The sequence below is a fragment of the Lactococcus sp. NH2-7C genome, assembly GCF_029953655.1.
In the GTDB taxonomy this organism is placed as follows: Bacteria; Bacillota; Bacilli; order Lactobacillales; family Streptococcaceae; genus Lactococcus; species Lactococcus lactis.
The window spans coordinates 712,124-728,391 of sequence record NZ_CP124538.1 but is presented as its reverse complement, the minus strand read 5'-3'; the positions used below and the strand labels follow the sequence as shown (position 1 = coordinate 728,391).

General features: G+C 33.6%; 17 protein-coding genes and 1 riboswitch. Of the genes, 6 read left to right on the top strand and 11 right to left on the bottom strand.

Annotation, left to right across the window (positions count from 1 at the left end; translation table 11 throughout):
- Window positions 1-42: 42 nt before the first annotated feature.
- Window positions 43-212, top strand: a riboswitch (M-box (ykoK) riboswitch).
- A 56-nt stretch (window positions 213-268) separates the two neighbouring features.
- The 3 genes from QJV49_RS03455 to QJV49_RS03445 are packed head-to-tail and all read left to right on the top strand — an operon-like array spanning window position 269 to window position 4,018.
- Window positions 269-2,026, top strand: coding sequence for an ABC transporter permease subunit (locus tag QJV49_RS03455; protein WP_225511994.1), 1,758 nt, complete (start codon window positions 269-271; stop codon window positions 2,024-2,026).
- 17 nt (window positions 2,027-2,043) lie between these two features.
- Window positions 2,044-2,841, top strand: coding sequence for an ABC transporter ATP-binding protein (locus QJV49_RS03450; protein WP_225511995.1), 798 nt, complete (start codon window positions 2,044-2,046; stop codon window positions 2,839-2,841).
- Between the two features lie 28 nt (window positions 2,842-2,869).
- Entirely contained in the window at window positions 2,870-4,018 is a 1,149-nt protein-coding gene (locus QJV49_RS03445; RefSeq protein WP_225511996.1) for an LCP family protein, read from the top strand.
- Between the two features lie 24 nt (window positions 4,019-4,042).
- Here QJV49_RS03445 and QJV49_RS03440 read toward each other — a convergent pair whose 3' ends face one another.
- From QJV49_RS03440 to QJV49_RS03415, 6 genes are all read right to left on the bottom strand, one after another.
- Entirely contained in the window at window positions 4,043-4,684 is a 642-nt protein-coding gene (locus QJV49_RS03440; RefSeq protein WP_225511997.1) for a type II CAAX prenyl endopeptidase Rce1 family protein, read from the bottom strand.
- 219 nt (window positions 4,685-4,903) lie between these two features.
- Window positions 4,904-5,062, bottom strand: coding sequence for a hypothetical protein (locus QJV49_RS03435; RefSeq protein ID WP_225511998.1), 159 nt, complete (start codon window positions 5,060-5,062; stop codon window positions 4,904-4,906).
- Window positions 5,063-5,332: 270 nt separating this feature from the next.
- Window positions 5,333-5,872, bottom strand: a complete 540-nt coding sequence (locus QJV49_RS03430) for a DUF1440 domain-containing protein (protein WP_017864865.1) — start codon at window positions 5,870-5,872, stop codon at window positions 5,333-5,335.
- Between the two features lie 172 nt (window positions 5,873-6,044).
- Window positions 6,045-7,220: an NADH-dependent flavin oxidoreductase gene (locus QJV49_RS03425; protein WP_225511999.1), complete on the bottom strand. Its 1,176-nt coding sequence runs from the start codon at window positions 7,218-7,220 to the stop codon at window positions 6,045-6,047.
- Between the two features lie 91 nt (window positions 7,221-7,311).
- Window positions 7,312-7,614: a helix-turn-helix transcriptional regulator gene (locus QJV49_RS03420; RefSeq protein WP_003130388.1), complete on the bottom strand. Its 303-nt coding sequence runs from the start codon at window positions 7,612-7,614 to the stop codon at window positions 7,312-7,314.
- A 64-nt stretch (window positions 7,615-7,678) separates the two neighbouring features.
- Window positions 7,679-8,497 carry an LssY C-terminal domain-containing protein gene (locus tag QJV49_RS03415; RefSeq protein WP_309568392.1) on the bottom strand — a complete coding sequence of 273 codons (819 nt, stop codon included), beginning with the start codon at window positions 8,495-8,497 and terminating at the stop codon, window positions 7,679-7,681.
- A 220-nt stretch (window positions 8,498-8,717) separates the two neighbouring features.
- Here QJV49_RS03415 and QJV49_RS03410 point away from each other — a divergent pair, with 220 nt between their 5' ends.
- Window positions 8,718-8,993, top strand: a complete 276-nt coding sequence (locus tag QJV49_RS03410) for a bacteriocin immunity protein (protein ID WP_012898279.1) — start codon at window positions 8,718-8,720, stop codon at window positions 8,991-8,993.
- Window positions 8,994-9,103: 110 nt separating this feature from the next.
- Window positions 9,104-9,640 (top strand): YagU family protein, encoded by a 537-nt coding sequence (locus QJV49_RS03405; protein WP_195229180.1) that lies wholly within the window; start codon window positions 9,104-9,106, stop codon window positions 9,638-9,640.
- Window positions 9,641-9,672: 32 nt separating this feature from the next.
- Here the strand turns inward: QJV49_RS03405 and QJV49_RS03400 are convergent, their stop codons facing one another.
- From QJV49_RS03400 to QJV49_RS03380, 5 genes are all read right to left on the bottom strand, one after another.
- Entirely contained in the window at window positions 9,673-10,230 is a 558-nt protein-coding gene (locus tag QJV49_RS03400; RefSeq protein ID WP_225512001.1) for a hypothetical protein, read from the bottom strand.
- Between the two features lies 1 nt (window position 10,231).
- Complete coding sequence (locus tag QJV49_RS03395; RefSeq protein WP_058210766.1) at window positions 10,232-10,426, bottom strand: hypothetical protein; 195 nt, start codon at window positions 10,424-10,426, stop codon at window positions 10,232-10,234.
- Window positions 10,427-10,586: 160 nt separating this feature from the next.
- Window positions 10,587-11,453 (bottom strand): sugar ABC transporter permease, encoded by an 867-nt coding sequence (locus tag QJV49_RS03390; protein ID WP_015426871.1) that lies wholly within the window; start codon window positions 11,451-11,453, stop codon window positions 10,587-10,589.
- 5 nt (window positions 11,454-11,458) lie between these two features.
- Entirely contained in the window at window positions 11,459-12,841 is a 1,383-nt protein-coding gene (locus QJV49_RS03385; RefSeq protein WP_225512002.1) for a carbohydrate ABC transporter permease, read from the bottom strand.
- Between the two features lie 78 nt (window positions 12,842-12,919).
- Window positions 12,920-14,146, bottom strand: a complete 1,227-nt coding sequence (locus QJV49_RS03380; protein WP_029344227.1) for an extracellular solute-binding protein — start codon at window positions 14,144-14,146, stop codon at window positions 12,920-12,922.
- Between the two features lie 367 nt (window positions 14,147-14,513).
- Between QJV49_RS03380 and QJV49_RS03375 the strand changes: the two genes are divergently transcribed.
- Window positions 14,514-16,268 carry a glycoside hydrolase family 13 protein gene (locus QJV49_RS03375; protein WP_225512003.1) on the top strand — a complete coding sequence of 585 codons (1,755 nt, stop codon included), beginning with the start codon at window positions 14,514-14,516 and terminating at the stop codon, window positions 16,266-16,268.

Here is a 16,268-nt window from a genome sequence, read left to right as displayed (position 1 = left end):
AAAAAGTATAGCTAGTGCTATACTTTTTTTGTAGTAAATAAAAACTAATCATATTAGGTGAGGTTACTCTGAAGAACATAGGTTATCGCTCAAAACTGTCGAGAGACAATAATGGGTAAAGCAGGACTAGTCGAATCAAGGCTTTTCCAAGATAACTAGAAATATCATTTCTTACGTCTCAGAAAGCCAAAACTCAAATGTCGTGATTAAATAGACTAATAATCTATTGATTTTGAGAGCCTCCCTTTATATGAAAAGGAGGCTTTTTATGTCAAGAAGAAAATATCTTGATACAAAACAACCAAAAGTAAAATCTATTATGGGTGATTTTATTTTAATTGGTATTATTTGTTTGTTTGCATTTATTCTTATTGTGACGCAAATAACAATTAACCAACCCCTTTCATCGTTACCGTCTCAAAGTTCAGTGGATGATGTCAAGAAAATGCACGATTTTTTATCTATTGGAAACCTTGCTTATTTTTCAATGCGAACAATGTTTCGCATGATTGTGGGAATGATGTGGTCAATTTTATTCTCTGTTATTTGTGGTGTATTGGCAGTTAAGTTTAAAACTGCAAGAAGAATTATTTTGCCGATGGTCAATTTCTTAGAATCAGTTCCTTTATTAGGGTTCATGACATTTACTACTGCATTTTTACTTGGATTATATCCAGGTAATGTAATGGGAGCTGAAGCGCTTGCCATTTTTGCAGTATTTACTGGACAAGCATGGAACATCATGTTGTCACTTTACCAAATAATGGAAGTAGTTCCCAAAGATTTGAAAGAAGTAACATCACAATTTCGATATAATGCTTGGGAAAAATTTTGGCGTCTTGAATTTGTATATTCAATTCCGGGCCTATTATGGAATCTTGTCATATCTCAGTCAGCAGCATGGTTTGCTATTGTTGCAAGTGAACAGGTTACCGTCGCAATCCCTAAGTCTGAAACTTTAATTTTGCCAGGAATTGGCTCTTATATTCAAGTTGCATTAGATCGTGCAGACTTTAAAGCTTGTGGTTTCGCTGTTATTGCTTTAATTATTAATGTCGTCATACTAAATTTCTTAGTTTTTCAACCTTTGGTTAAAGCTACTTATTATTATCGTTATGATGAAGGAACAACTCAAGGTAATCCTCCAAAATCAATTGTATACAATTTAGTAAAACCATCTAATTTTGGAAAAATATTAGTGAAATGGATTCAAAAAATAAAAGATTTCTGGATTTTTAAGTTACCTAGAGCTTGGTATATTCTTAGGATAAATCTTATTTTTAAATATCTAGGGAAAGTAAAAAAATATATTTCAATTATTTGGTATATCCTGTTAGGATATGCGGTTGTTATCTCTGCTATTAAACTTTATAGATTCCTACCCCATGAAGATTTTTCAATGATCCCTCACTTAATGATTTTAACTACATTGAGGGTAGTATTAGCAATGCTTATAGCAGCAGCGATTTTTACACCTCTCGGGGTGTGGGTTGCAAGTAACAAAATACGCTTAAGCTTTATCCAACCAATTGGACAAGTTATTGGGTCAATTCCTTCAAACGTATATACTCCATTCATAGTAATTTTTATTAGTTTAGGGTATAAGCAACTTGAGTGGTGGATTTTGCCGCTAATCATGGTTGGTTGTCAATGGTATTACTTTTTCAATGTTATTGCTGGGTATTTAGCAATACCAGATGATATAAAAGAAGTCACAAAAATTTTCCCATTATCCAAGTTTAAGTGGTGGACTCGCTATCTCATTCCATCAATGTTTCCATACTTGATAACAGCTATCATAAATGCGGCGGGAGCAGCATGGAATGCAGATATAGCAGCGGAAAGCCTGCAGTGGGGTAAGGAAACAATAAATGTTACCGGTTTAGGGCAATATATTGCTGTGAATGATGGGATTAAGGATAAATCAGCACTTGGTACCTTGGCGATGTGTGCTGTAGTAGGATTGTGTATTATATTCGTTTGGCAACCACTTTACAAATATGCTAGAGAAAAATTCCATTATTAAAAAGGGAGGAAATAAGAATGGAAAAGAAAAATTTAATAAAAGTCACTTCACTCTGCAAAGATTATGGAGTAGAAAGATCAAAGAAATATATACAAGTTCTGAAAGATATAAACTTTACCGTAAAGGAAGGGGAATTTGTAAGTCTTATTGGACAATCAGGAGCAGGAAAATCGACATTATTGAGAAGTTTAGCTGGTCTTGTTCATCCAAGTCATGGAGAAATCATCTTTGAAGGAAAAAAGATCAAAGAACCGGATCCAAACATTAGTATGGTTTTTCAGAATTTTGCTCTATTTCCATGGTTAAATGTTTATAAAAATGTTTCGTTTGGCATAGATAATAATTTGAAAATGTCTAAAAATGAAATTAATGATAGAGTAAAAAACCTAATAAAAATGATTGGGCTAGAGGGTAATGAAAAATCATATCCAAGAGAAATTTCTGGCGGAATGAAACAAAGAGTAGGATTTGCTAGAGCTTTAGCCGCAGAACCTACATTGTTATTACTTGATGAACCTTTTTCTGCTTTAGATGTTGTAACATCCAAACAGCTGTCAGATCAACTTATAAGTATGTGGTTAAGTCAACAAATTGTCACAAAATCAATTGTAATGATTACGCACGATATAGAACAAGCAGTGCAAATGTCTGATAGGATTATATTGTTAGATTCAAATCCGGGGAGGATTGCGAAAGTTTACAATATTGATATCCCAAGAAATCAAAGAACTATAAGTAGTATCTCAAGTATTGTTGAAGAAATTACTAATGAAATGGTAGTCATGACAGAAATTAAGGTTAATAAAAATTTTTAGTAGGTAAAAGAAAGGAAGAAAAATTAATATGATTCCACATAGGAGAAAAAGAAATAATAAAATAAAAAAAATAGCCGGATTTATCGTATCTCTAGTAATAATAATAGGAGTTGGAGTATTCGGGTATATCGCGATGGCCAATCATCGCTTAAATAATATATTAGAGAAAGGTTATCATAAAGTTGATAACAACTATAAATCTGAGAAACATAAAGATACAGAGTCATTTTTGATCATGGGTTTAGATAATACTCAAGAGAGAAATTTGGGAACGACGCGAACGGATGCGATGATGATTATTACAATTAACAAAAAAACAAAAACGACAACTTTTTGTAGTATCCCTCGCGATAGTTTTGTTCAAATTGATTCAAAATCATACAAAGGTATGCAACGGATAGAAGCAGCCTATACTTATGGAGGACCTTCGGCTTCAGTTAACACGGTTGAAAAAACTTTTAATATTCCTATTGATCATTATTGTGTTTTTAATTTCAATTCATTCATTAAGTTTATTGATGCTATAGGTGGAATTGATATTGATGTTGAAAAGTCCTTTATGGGTACTGATGAAAGTGGTAATGAGTCTATAAAATTTAATTCAGGTAAGCAACACTTAGATGGTGCCAAGGCTCTTTCGTATGCTAGAGAACGACATATAGATACAGATATTATGAGAGGTTTCAGGCAACAAAAGGTAATTTCAGCAGTTGAGGAAAAGTTAAAATCAATGACTTCTTTCACTAATTTATATTCTATTATTGATTCTTTAGATGATAATATTCAGACTGATATCACACCAAAAGATCTTAAAGAGCTTATTTCTAATGCTTTAACTTTTAGTAATTACTCTAAACAACAATTAACTTTTGATTGGAGAACTTTTAGTAACCAAGGAAGAAGTATGGTAGAACTCTATAAAGATAGTATCAAATTTGTCAGTCATAAATTAAGAGTCTCTCTCGAATTAGATCGTAAAAATGAGACTGATAACAAGGGATATTCCTTCCATACAAATGGTGACTATCTTTATCAAAGTGACTATACTGTCCAGAATCCAGAAGCTGAAGCCCAAGAAGATACTTCAACGAATGGAAATACATATATTGGGACAAGCGGTAATACAACTACTGGTCCTCTGCCTAATATTAAGACTTCAAATGGTTTTATTAAGTAATTAGAAGGGCAATAACAGAATGAATTAGTGATGTGATAGGATTACAAGGATAAAAATAATCCAATCATAGGTAATATGAATAAGTAAACCTGCATACAAGGAGTCGCTCCTTAAAGAGGCAAGAGTAAAGGGAATTCTCGCGGCTGCAATAATAAAAATAACTTGGGCAAAATTCCAGTCGTAAGTAGGTAAATGTAGAAATCCGAATATTAAAGTGGATATGATAAACCCAACAATTAAGGCTTTGCGTGTTCCACCTAATAAGTTTGCGATAATTATAAGTAAAATTATAGTAATTAACTCTTCCCCTAAAAGCATAGGAATTGTCTTAAGAAGTCCAAAAAGAGTCATTCCATCTGCTACTGGATTAGAATTTGGAGAATTTCCTAATAGTATTTTAGTAATTAGAATGCCAACTCCAGCAAAAATATAAGCACCTATAAGTCCAGCAAAATAAGTACTCACTATTTTTTGAGGTTTAGAAAAAGTGTAAGAAATTCCCTTTTTCCCAAAAAGAATGTAAAGGCTGATAAAGCCAGCAATAGCTAAGGAAAAAGGAGCAATAACTGGCAGCCCAAAAGATAATGCTAAAAACCCAGCTAATAGTAAAATCAGTGATAGAGGAACTGCTGATTTGCTCATAGGTGCGGTAAAAAGTTTTTTCAAAAGAGAAACCTCCAAAATTTAGATAGATTGACAAGCCTAATAAAGCTATTTAAATAAGTATAACATGAATAAAACAATTTTTAAGGAATATAAACAGTGGATAAAAATAGGTAGCTTAAAAGGGTATTTGAAAAAATTTGACAACAAAAAAAGCACCTACTCTATATCCTAAAGTAGATACTTTTACGGTGAGGGATGTTCATCCATTGACTTATTCTCCTATACTATTTTTTCTAAATTGTGTGTTGCTTCTTCAATTGTATTACCAATACCAAAAATTTGAGGTTCGTTAGCCAAAAAAGCTCGAAACACATTTTTTGAAGTATCAAGTTGAATACTATACTCAAAAAATTTATTTTTGTTAGTGTATGTCATCATAATACATTCTCCTTTCTTTTTTTAACGAAAGGGACTATAACAATCACAACGAAATTCCAAGTTCAGTTTAACACAAAAACAAAGTATTTGCAATATACGAGAAAATTAATAGGTAATAAAGTATTTGCCCTTAGATTGAAATTTAAAATCAGGTTTATGATATTTTGATAAAATATCTGTTAATCCAATCCTTTTAGAGATAAACAGGGCAATATTTTTTCGAAAAAGAACTGAAAAAAATAAAAAAGAAGGAATAATCCTTCTACTATATTAAATATTTTCTAAGTGCCCTTTTTTATCTTTAGCTATTAAGTAGTAGGCGCACGCTGCAATGGCCCAGGCCCAAACAATATGTCCAAAGAACTCAGAAAAGTGTTCGTCGAAAGGTTGGTTCCAAGGAGCAGGAACTGTTCCCATAGCTGGCATTAAGATAATATGCCAGATAATCCATATTACAATACCATAAGCAGCCCCTTGCCATAAAGTGATAGCTTTCCAGTATTGCGCTATAAAAATAAATAATGCAGCAAAGAAAATTGAAAAACTAAAGTGAAGAATCAAAGAGAACCAAAATACTTTTTGATCTTGAGAATATAAAATGTATGAGTGGGTGAGAGAAGATGGCACACCAAACTGTTCCATCATATGTTGTGGAGGGTTGGTTAAATTACGAGCAATAGTTCGTGGCGGAAGAATTGCTTCCCAACCAATTTTAACCATTCCAGAAATCATACCTGAAATAAATCCGAACCAAATGCTTTTGAGAATAATTTCTTTTAGAGAAGCAATTGGTTTTCTTAATGAGAACATAATAATACTCCTTTCTTATGTCCTCTATTCTAACAAAAAGTTAATTGTAATTCAAAAATACCGGAGGATTCAGTGTTTTTGATGTTATCTTCCAAAAATTGTAAACAAAGGAAGTAAAAAAATTGCTACTAGATATTTAAAAATCCCCACAGAAATTTCTGTGAGGAAATAATTATATATCGTACTTTCCTGTATGCAAAGTCCTGATTGATTCGCCTCCGGGTAAAGGTGGTAAGCCAAGAGAATCTTCACGGCTAAAGGCTTCAAGTAATCCAGGAGTTAAGTGAGAATACTCAACTGTTTCCGGACTAATCTTATAAAGAATTGTGTCCCCTTTTCCTTCAGTAACTTTTTTAGCAAAGTTAGGGTCAATCAAAGTTCCACGAGCAACAGCAATTAAATCAGCATAGTTTTCAATCGCATCAGTCGCTGTATCCTCCCCAAAAATACCACCGACAATAAGAAGTTTTGTTTTATCATCTAAGATTTCTCTAAAAAGTTCAGCATAAGATTTTTCGCTATTTTCAGGTTTAGAATTGTATCCTGCCCATAATGAAAGATGGATATAATCAAGTTCATATTTAATTACTTCAGAGATAAGTGAGAGAGCTTCTTTATAATCATAGCCAACATTTTTTCCATGAAGTTCTTCAGGAGAAATACGGTAACCAATGATAAAGTCTTTAGGAGCATATTCATCAACGATTGCTTTTACTTCTTTAACAACAGCTAGCGGAAAGGCCATTCGATTTTCCAGTGAACCACCCCATTTATCTGTGCGAAGATTAGAAAGTTTTGAGAAAAATTGTTGAATTAAATAATGATTGGCACCATGAATTTCAACACCGTCAAAGCCGGCATCAATTGCCCGTTTTGTGGCTTTACCAAAATCAAGAATAATATCATCAATCTCTGTTAGTGTGAGTTCACGAACAGGGTAATCTAAGAAAGAAAAATCGATAGCAGAAGGAGCCACCACATCTAATCCATTAACATGACGTCCTACAGCGGCTCGCCCAGCATGATGAATTTGAAGAATAGCTTTATTTCCATCTTTTTTTAGAGCCTGTGCAGTTTTTCGTAGTCCTTCAAGATGAGCGTCAGAATAAGCTCCTAATTGTTCAGGATATCCTGGCACATATGCTGGTCCACCATTTTCACTTACATAATGGAATTCTGTAATTAACATACCTGCCGCTTGTGAACGGGCAGAGTAATATTGAATAGTATCATCAGAAGCGAAACCACCTTTTAAACCAGAATGAGTTTGCATTGGAGACATTACAATACGGTTGTTTAAAGTTGCCCCATGGCGTAAGGTAACATGATCAGTTAGTTGATTTGGCATATTTTTATCCTGTTATTATTATATTTGGAAAGTAGATTATTAAAACTATAATTCGAGAAATGTCGATATGAAGAAGTAAAAAGAAAGTTAATTATAACTCTTCTAATATGAAATTTTTAAAATCGGAAATCATCTCCTCATTTCGACGATAATAGGTCCATTTACCAATGCGAGTAGCAATTAATAAATTGTCTTTTTCTAACATAGATAAATAATGAGAAGTAGTAGACTGAGTTAAGTTCAGTAATTTTTGGATTTCACCTACACAAACACCCGTTTCAACTTCATCTACTTTAGTTTCGTTGTAGAAATGTTTTTTTGGTTCTTTGAGTAAAGTAAGAATCTTCAATCGATATTCATTTGATAGGGTTTTAAAAGTTTCCACATTTTCCATAAATCTATTATATCGAAAAAATACGATATGTCAATATAAAAGATTTTGGGAGTAAGTTAAATACCTATCGTTTGTTGGGTTTTTTTCTTAATTTCAAATAAACTAAAGAACCATCTGTAGAAATCTTATCTCCCCCACCATTTCTACTTCGATAAGGATTTGTGAAATGAGTATATAGCTTCCTTTCTTCAACTAGTCCATGCTCGATGAGTTCATTTGTGATAAGATTTCTTTCTTGATCTATATTCTCATCAATACGATGAGTAATTTGTCCTGTAAATAAAGAAAATCTAATTCCAATATCTAAGGAAGCAGCACAGACCCAATCAGACTTTACTCCCCCAGGGAGGTAATAATCTTGTGGAGTTTCCCATAATCTGATATGATGCCTTTGTTTAGGACTTCCAGCAATTTCTTTTTCAAAGGCGAGGTCTTGTTTTTTAGAAAATAAAAAGAGAGAGCTAACGGGTGCAGTGGGATAGCTTTGATGTAATAAGCTTGATTTTATAATTTTGAGAGAGGACCTTAAAGTAATTTTATCTGATTTTGTCCAACCCATTTTTAAAAAAGCAGATTCTATATCTTCTTTTGAACCATCAATTAATAAATTTACCGAATCACCTAATACACCATCAGAAGTTCTGGACCTTCCAATAAAATATTCCGGTAGATAAATTTTTGTGATGATTTTTGTGATATTGGGGATAATCAGATAGGACAAAATTAGCCATGTGACAATATATAAAAAAATATGAATTTTACGAGTTAATAACTCTCTGAAAAATAAATCATAAATGGTATATCCAAAGACAACTGCTACTAAAACACGAAAAGTACGAGCGGTGAAATTTATAATTTTAGTTTTTTGATCCATTGATATCATCTTTCTTATTTAGAGGTTAATGAATATTTTTTGATAAAGTATGGTAGATTTTTTTGACACAAAATCTATTTATATATCTATTCTAATTTAAAAATGACTAAAATACTAGAGAGAGTATTGACTAAAGATTTAGAAATAAATAAAATAGATTCGGAAGAAATTGACTATATTATCAGAAAATTATAAAATAAGCTATCTGAAAGGTTAGAGGAGTGAACAAATGGTCAAAAAAGCGAGTGAAGCAGAAATCTTAGAAGAACTTTATGATTTAATTCTTAGTAAAACATTGAATAGCAAAGAACGTGAAGTTTTAGTGCAGAGTAAGAATAATTTAGAAAAGGGAAATTATACTCCGAAGGTAATCAACGATCTTCAACATTCTCTAGCGCCTCTTGCTAGAAAACAGGAATTATCTAGTGAAGTTGTGAGGTTTTATCTTCAGTTGTCGCAACAATTTATTGAAAGAGGTCAACGTGGAAGTTGGCTTTCGCTTTAATGATAATAAATCTTTCCTTTAGAATGAGTAAACAATTCAATACACTTTATAATAAATTTTTTATAAAATAAGAGTAGTTTTTATTTTATATATTATAAGGAGATTTTGAAATGGTAAAAAATATATCGTTGGATTGGTTTTTGGAAATTTTATTGCCTTGCTTATGGATTGGTATTGTTTCTGGACTAATTTCTGGAATGGTAAAAATTGGTTGGGAAGCCATTCTTCCTCCTCGTACAAAAGAGCGAGATGAAACAAACCCTCCTCAAAAACTTATGCAACAAATTGGCTTTCCCCAAAAAATTACTCATGCTTACTTTTTGTATTCTAAAGACCAAAAAGTGTATTGGTTTGCCTTGATTCTTCATTTCAGTTTTTCAATTGTTTTTTCATTTATTTTTGTTGTCTTATCACAAATATGGAGTGGTATAAGCTTAGGCGAGGGGGCTCTTTACGGTATTATTATCTGGTTTTTATGGCATATTCTGTTAATGCCTATTACTAGAACGGTACCACAACCTTGGAAACAACCTTTTTCAGAACACTTTTCAGAATTTTTTGGACACATCGTCTGGGCTTGGTCAATAGCTGCTGTGAGTTTTTATATGATTGCTACTCACTATTCAGATGTTCTTTCACTTTTCTAAAATAAAAAGAGCCATTCTTAAGAGGGCTTTTTTTATTTCAGATTTGATGAGAATTTATTCACTTTAAAGAGATTTTCTTCAATAACAAATTCCCACTTTTGTACGTCTTTTTGATATGTTTGTCTATCAGGCAGGGGATCTTTTAGCATTTCATTATATCTGGACATTGACCTTGAGGTGACAAGGTACATAAGGCTATCATTTTCATCAAAAGATAGAGAATATTTCGCTTTAAGGGAAATTTCCACAGTAATTTTATTCTTGAATTGGTGTAGGTTGTTTATTCCTTCAATCTGAATATCAAAAATGGATTCTTTTTTTCCATACATATCATTGTGAACAATATGTTTGTCCTGTTTTTTTAGTAAATTTTTACTGTAAAATTGACTGTTTTGATATAGTTTTGACTGATTCCATGAGCTAAGAACAGCTAAAACAAGAGCTTCAATCTCATCAGCCTTAATTACGTCTTCTGAGATATTTTTAGCGGTAATATATTTTTTTTTAGTTAATTTTTCAATTAACAATAAGGCAAGTGGTGATAAAACTAGAATAGGGATTAGAAGTAGTTTCAGGGAAAATAGATTCATATTAATTTGTGGTTTCTACGGGGCTTAAATAAGCTTTAAATTCGTGATCTGTGGAGCTGTCTCTTGTTATGATAGTACACTCATCAAAATGAGTGATATTTGATGAAACTGTAGCTCTATAGGCAGAAGAAGTTTTACAGCTGCTTAAAATTCCAATAGAAAAAATAGCAAAGATGATAATAAAAAATTTTTTCATAAATTTATATACTCCAATTTTGGTGACATTACGGCTTAATTATAGCATATAAAATTTTTATTTATGAATATAATTAGAATATAAAGAAGAGATAAAAAAGGGCGCCGATAATTATTATTATCAGTGCCCTTTTTATCTTGTTAATGAAATATTTACTTTTTTATCCTTTATCTGCACCAGCTGTGATTCCATTGACGTAGAATTTTTGCATGATGACAAATAGGATTGTGATTGGGATGGCAATGATAACACAGCCTGCAATAAATTGTGTGAAGAAGGCTGTGGCAGCTCCTTTTTGCGAGTGAACCATGCTATATAAACCATAAGCAATTGTAAAGGTTTCTGGATGAGCTTGATTATTTCCTAAAATGATTCCAGAAAAGATGAAGTCTGTCCATGGGGCGATGAATGCCATTAAAGCAGTATAAACAATGATTGGGCGAGAGAGAGGCAAGGTGATATGCGTGAAAACTTGCCACTTGTTTGCTCCATCAATTGTTGCAGCTTCATCAATTGAACGTGGGATGGTGTCAAAGAAGCCTTTAGCGATGTAGAAACCTAATCCAGCTCCACCAACATATACCAATATCAAACCACCGAGGTTTAACATGTTCATTGCTTTTAAAATATAATAAAGAGCAATCATTGACATGAATCCAGGGAACATTCCAAGAACGAGGGCGATTTGCAAGAATGGTTTACGGAAAGCAAAACGTAAACGGGAGAGTGTATACGACATGATAATCGTAATAAATGTAGAAAGTGTAGCAGAGATAACGGCTACAATAAAGGTGTTAATAATCCATGAAACGAAGGGGAAACTACCACTTTTATTTTGGAAAAGTTGGATATAATTCTCAAAGGTAAATGTTTTGGGGATGATTGTTGAGACAAACCCTGTATTGTTTTGAGTCAGACTGGCTAAGACAATCCAAATAATAGGGAAAATCCAAACAATTGCTAAGAGAGCGAGTAGAATATATCTCAAACTTAATGAGATACGGCGTTGCGTTTTATAAGATTTCATTTCAATTAGCCCTCCTTAAATGCATTTGTACGACGGTATGCTACTAATGAAATTGATGCATTAACAATGAAAATTAAGATACCAAGAACAGCGGCTGCGTTATAACGCTGAGTTTGACCGAATACGAGGTTATAGAGCCAAGTAACAAGAAGATCGGTTGAACCTGCTCCTTGGTAGTTTGGATTCATTGGCCAACCTTGTGTTAATAGATAAATAACATTGAAGTTGTTGATGTTTCCAATAAATTGTTGAATCAATGCAGGAGTCATAACAAAGAGAATTTGAGGGAAAGTGATTGAGCGGAAAATATTTAGACTATTTGCTCCGTCAATTCTTGCCGCTTCGATTTGATCTTGTGGCAGATTTTGGATAATTGCGGTAGATACGAGCATTGAAACAGGAATACCAATCCACATATTAACAAAAATAACTGTAATACGTGCGACCATTGGGTCAGAAGCTGCACCAATAAAGTTTATTGGATTAGAAATCAGATGAAGATTCATCAAAATTCCGTTAAAGGCTCCTTGTTGGTCCAAAAATTGTGCCATCATCAATAAGGTTACGAATTGGGGTACTGCAAAGACAATAACAAAAATTGTTCTCCAGAAACCTTTAAATTTAATTCCAGTTGACTCAATAAGTAAGGCGAGTAAAACACCACCGAGAAATGTGGTTGCTGTTGCAACAATTGCCCAAACTAATGTCCAGCCTAGGACTGGGAAGAAGGTTCCTGCTAAGTCCCCTGTCAAGACATTGCCAAAGGCTTGAAAGCCAGTCCATGAGAAAGCGGTAGCATGAAGGCGGTCATAGTTTGTGAACGCCATTGAAATCATATATACAGTAGGTAATATGGTAAAAGCTAATACACCAATCAATGGAACAGCCATCAAAGTTGCATAAAGTTTTTCGTCAAGTAAAGAAGCGAGTTCTTCTTTATTTGTTGGGATATGTTTACCCTCTCGTTTTAAATAATAAAGATGCTTATTTGAGCGGTAGTTGAACCAGTAAAGCAAGATAAATAGGACAACGACAAGACAAGCAATGAGCCCCCAAAGTAAAATTAAAACGGAGTGATCGGGCTGAATAATAACTGGGAAACCATTGGCGTCAGTTGTTTCTTTAAGTGTTTTATTAGGGCCTAAGCTACTCAAAAGAGAAAAAGCGCTAAGTCCAGAGAAAAGAAGCCAACCAATAAATGCAATTTCAAGAATTAAGAAAGTAAATCCCTTTACCCATTGTTTATTTTTAATTTGGTTCAAGCCCATCACAAAGAAAGTTAATTTTGTAGCAGTATCACCTTTTTGGAAAACTTCACCAATTTTGATAGATTTTTCTTCAGGAGAAACATTACTTTCGGTTTGTTTTCTTTTTTTCTTTTTAGTCATAATATTTCCTTTTAAAAATTAAGAGGTCAGGCTGAAGGAGCCCAACCTCTTATTCACATATAACCATTAGATTAGCTCTTATTTTGAGATAGAATCTTGGAATTTTTGTAATTGAGCTTGATAGTCAGTTGCTTTAATTGATCCAGTATAAGCACCATTGATAAGTGGAGCAGCGTTGTTCCAGAAAGTTGCCATTTGTGGAAGTTTAGGCATTACAACAGAATTTCCTTCTTTTGCCATTGTAATTACAGCTTTAGTGGCATCTGAATTTTTAACAGCGTCATCTTTTTGTGCATCAAGATTAGTTGGAACATCTCCTTGAGAATTGAAGAGTTTCAATTGAGCTGCTTTAGTTGTCAAATATTGAGCAACAGTTTGAGATGCTGCTTGGTCTTTAGTCGCTGAATTTACTGCGAATCCTTTGATTCCTTGGAATGCTTCTAATTGTTTTTGTTCTCCATTTAAAGTAATTGTAGGATAAGGAGCAACTGCAAAATTATCACCTAAAATCTTTTTGATATTTGCAGTATCCCAAGGTCCATCAATAATAGCGTCAGCTTTTCCAGATTGGAGTTGGTTTAAAGCATTTGATGTTTGCATAACATTTTTGTTTGCTTTTTGTTCAGCAAACCATTTCATGGCAGTAATGCCTTTATCAGAAGCTACGTCAGTACCAGTTACATCTTCGCCAGAAGCACCAAATAATTGTGTACCAGCTGAGAAGAAGACAGGATAGAAGTTATAAGCATTAGTAAAGTCAGTAGCAAATACAGCTTTTGATGTCATTGTATCCCAAGATTTAACGTCATCTGCTGATAATTTTGATTTGTTATAAAAAAGAACTTGAGCTTCAGTGGATTTAGGAAAAGCATAAACTTTATCTTTATATGTCACACCTGCAACTGTAATTTTTGAGTTATCATTTTTGATTTCATCAGCAAATTTAGTTGCAACTGGACTGATAAATCCTTTATCTGCCATATCACCAAGTTGGTCATTTGGAACGGCAAAGACATCAGCATATTTTGATGGGTCTTTTGCGATATCTGTTTTAGCATTTGCTGAACCAGATGCATTGGCAATAATTTGAACTTTAAGGTCTGGATATTTTGAAGCCAACCCTTTAGCAACGTCTGTATATGTTGCTTTTTGTTGTGTATCTACATAAACACGAACTGTTCCTTTAATGCTGTCTGAGCTAGAAGATGATGATTTGTTAGAACTTGCTGATGAACCGCAAGCTGCGAGGGTTGCGAGGGCGAGTACAGATGCTCCACCAAGAGCAACTTTTTTCCATGATTTCATTTTGTGTTTCCTCCTAATGAAAACGGTTTATTTTATACACTCCTCATTTTACGCAACCGTTTGCTTTTTGTCAAGGGAAAAAATATTACATTTTGATTACTTAGAAATTGTTTTATACCGACTTTTCAGCGTATTCTTTAGAATGAAAAATAAATGTTTTAAAAAATAATATACGAAAATTGTCGCAAACGATTGCGTCAATGAAAGCGTTATGATAAAATATGATTAATGTGAGATTTATCTTCTCCAGATGTGGTGGAAATGACACTATCGAAAAGCGACGGAAAAGGTGCTTTTCGCTGTCCTTGAGATTAATTAAAAATAGTTTAAGACAGTACAGCCATCAAAAAAATTTGGAGGTTCTATTATGAACAAAGCTGCAATTTATCATCGTCCTGAGTCGGAATTTGCTTATCTTTATGCAAAGAATCTGATGCATGTTCGTCTGCAAACACAAAAATCTGATGTGGAAAAAGTCGAATTATTTTATGGCGATCCTTATTCGTGGGAAGGGCTTGATAACCCTGAAACACAGTATTGGGCTAGTCAAAAAGTAGAGATGAAAAAGTATCTTTCTACTAATATTAGCGATTATTTTGAGGCCGAAATTACTGTTGCAACGAAACGAGTAGATTACTTATTTGTCGTTACAGGTTTGGATGGAGAAAAAGTAGTTTACACAGACCAAGGAATGTTTGATTATGATGAGAGCTTGGTGACTAAAAAATATGGGGCTTTCCGTTTGCCTTATTTCCATGAAAGTGATCGTTTTAAAGCACCTGAATGGGTCAAAGAAACGGTTTGGTATCAAATTTTCCCTGAACGTTTTGCCAATGGGGATAAGAGCAATGATCCTGAGGGAACAAAAGCTTGGAATCCACAAGATGTTCCTGACCGTCAAGATTTTTATGGGGGAGATTTGCAAGGGGTGATTGATCATTTGGAACATTTGACTGAACTCGGTGTGAATGGCATATACTTTACTCCTATTTTCCAAGCTTTTTCTAATCATAAATATGATACAGAAGATTATATGGAAATTGATAAGCAATTTGGGGATAAGGAATTGTTTAAAACTTTGGTGAAAGAAGCACATGCGCGTGGTATTAAAGTCATGTTAGATGCGGTCTTTAATCACATCGGAGATACGTCTGCTCAATGGCAAGATGTATTGAAAAATCAAGAAAAATCAAAATTTGCGGATTGGTTCCATGTTAATAGTTGGCCAGCAACTTATACTCCGACTGATGATTTTGAAAATGCTGAGAATGCAACTTATGATACTTTTGCCTTTACTCCACACATGCCAAAACTGAATACGGCTAACCCAGAGGTTGAAGCTTATCTTTTGAAAGTAGCTGATTATTGGATTTCTGAGTTTGATATTGATGCTTGGCGTTTGGATGTGGCGGATGAAGTGGATCACACTTTCTGGAAAAAATTCCGCACAACTTGTGACGCGGCAAAAGATGATTTTTATATTTTAGGTGAGGTTTGGCATTCTGCACAACCTTGGTTAGTTGGCGATGAGTTTTCTGCCGTTATGAACTATGCTTATACCGATGCGATTAAAGATGGTTTGATTACAAAGAAGATTTCTTTGGAACAAATGGTTTCTAATATTAATACGCAACTGACATTATACCGTAAGCAAGTGAATCAAATGATGTTTAATGTTTTAGATTCTCATGATACACCCAGAATTTTGACTGTTGCAAAAAATAATAAAAATTTGATGAAATTGGTTGAGACGTTCACCTTCATGCAACCAGGTGTGCCTTGTATTTATTATGGGGATGAGTATGCGGTGACAGGTGGGATGGACCCTGAGTGTCGTAAGGTGATGCCTTGGGAAGAAAAAGATCAAGATTTAGAGATGTTTGAATTCTTTAAAAATCTGATTGCTTTACGCAAACAATATCAAGGAATTTTAAGTGATTCAGAAGTAGAATGGAAAATCGTAGATTCAGAAAATGGCATTGTGAAATTTGAACGTGGAACTTTGAAAGCTATTTTCAATATTGGCGAAAAACCGGCTTATTTTTCAGCTGATGAAGTGGTTTTCTCTAATTTGGTTGACCAAAATAATATTTTACAATATGGTTTTGTAATCTATAAATAG

What these genes read in the sequence shown, in the direction of transcription:
- QJV49_RS03455 (WP_225511994.1), top strand. Translation starts at nt 269, where the DNA reads ATGTCAAGAAGAAAATATCTTGATACAAAACAACCAAAAGTAAAATCT.
- QJV49_RS03450 (WP_225511995.1), top strand. Translation starts at nt 2,044, where the DNA reads ATGGAAAAGAAAAATTTAATAAAAGTCACTTCACTCTGCAAAGATTAT.
- QJV49_RS03445 (WP_225511996.1), top strand. Translation starts at nt 2,870, where the DNA reads ATGATTCCACATAGGAGAAAAAGAAATAATAAAATAAAAAAAATAGCC.
- QJV49_RS03435 (WP_225511998.1), bottom strand. Translation starts at nt 5,062, where the DNA reads ATGATGACATACACTAACAAAAATAAATTTTTTGAGTATAGTATTCAA.
- QJV49_RS03430 (WP_017864865.1), bottom strand. Translation starts at nt 5,872, where the DNA reads ATGTTCTCATTAAGAAAACCAATTGCTTCTCTAAAAGAAATTATTCTC.
- QJV49_RS03425 (WP_225511999.1), bottom strand. Translation starts at nt 7,220, where the DNA reads ATGCCAAATCAACTAACTGATCATGTTACCTTACGCCATGGGGCAACT.
- QJV49_RS03420 (WP_003130388.1), bottom strand. Translation starts at nt 7,614, where the DNA reads ATGGAAAATGTGGAAACTTTTAAAACCCTATCAAATGAATATCGATTG.
- QJV49_RS03415 (WP_309568392.1), bottom strand. Translation starts at nt 8,497, where the DNA reads ATGATATCAATGGATCAAAAAACTAAAATTATAAATTTCACCGCTCGT.
- QJV49_RS03410 (WP_012898279.1), top strand. Translation starts at nt 8,718, where the DNA reads ATGGTCAAAAAAGCGAGTGAAGCAGAAATCTTAGAAGAACTTTATGAT.
- QJV49_RS03405 (WP_195229180.1), top strand. Translation starts at nt 9,104, where the DNA reads ATGGTAAAAAATATATCGTTGGATTGGTTTTTGGAAATTTTATTGCCT.
- QJV49_RS03400 (WP_225512001.1), bottom strand. Translation starts at nt 10,230, where the DNA reads ATGAATCTATTTTCCCTGAAACTACTTCTAATCCCTATTCTAGTTTTA.
- QJV49_RS03395 (WP_058210766.1), bottom strand. Translation starts at nt 10,426, where the DNA reads ATGAAAAAATTTTTTATTATCATCTTTGCTATTTTTTCTATTGGAATT.
- QJV49_RS03390 (WP_015426871.1), bottom strand. Translation starts at nt 11,453, where the DNA reads ATGAAATCTTATAAAACGCAACGCCGTATCTCATTAAGTTTGAGATAT.
- QJV49_RS03385 (WP_225512002.1), bottom strand. Translation starts at nt 12,841, where the DNA reads ATGACTAAAAAGAAAAAAAGAAAACAAACCGAAAGTAATGTTTCTCCT.
- QJV49_RS03380 (WP_029344227.1), bottom strand. Translation starts at nt 14,146, where the DNA reads ATGAAATCATGGAAAAAAGTTGCTCTTGGTGGAGCATCTGTACTCGCC.
- QJV49_RS03375 (WP_225512003.1), top strand. Translation starts at nt 14,514, where the DNA reads ATGAACAAAGCTGCAATTTATCATCGTCCTGAGTCGGAATTTGCTTAT.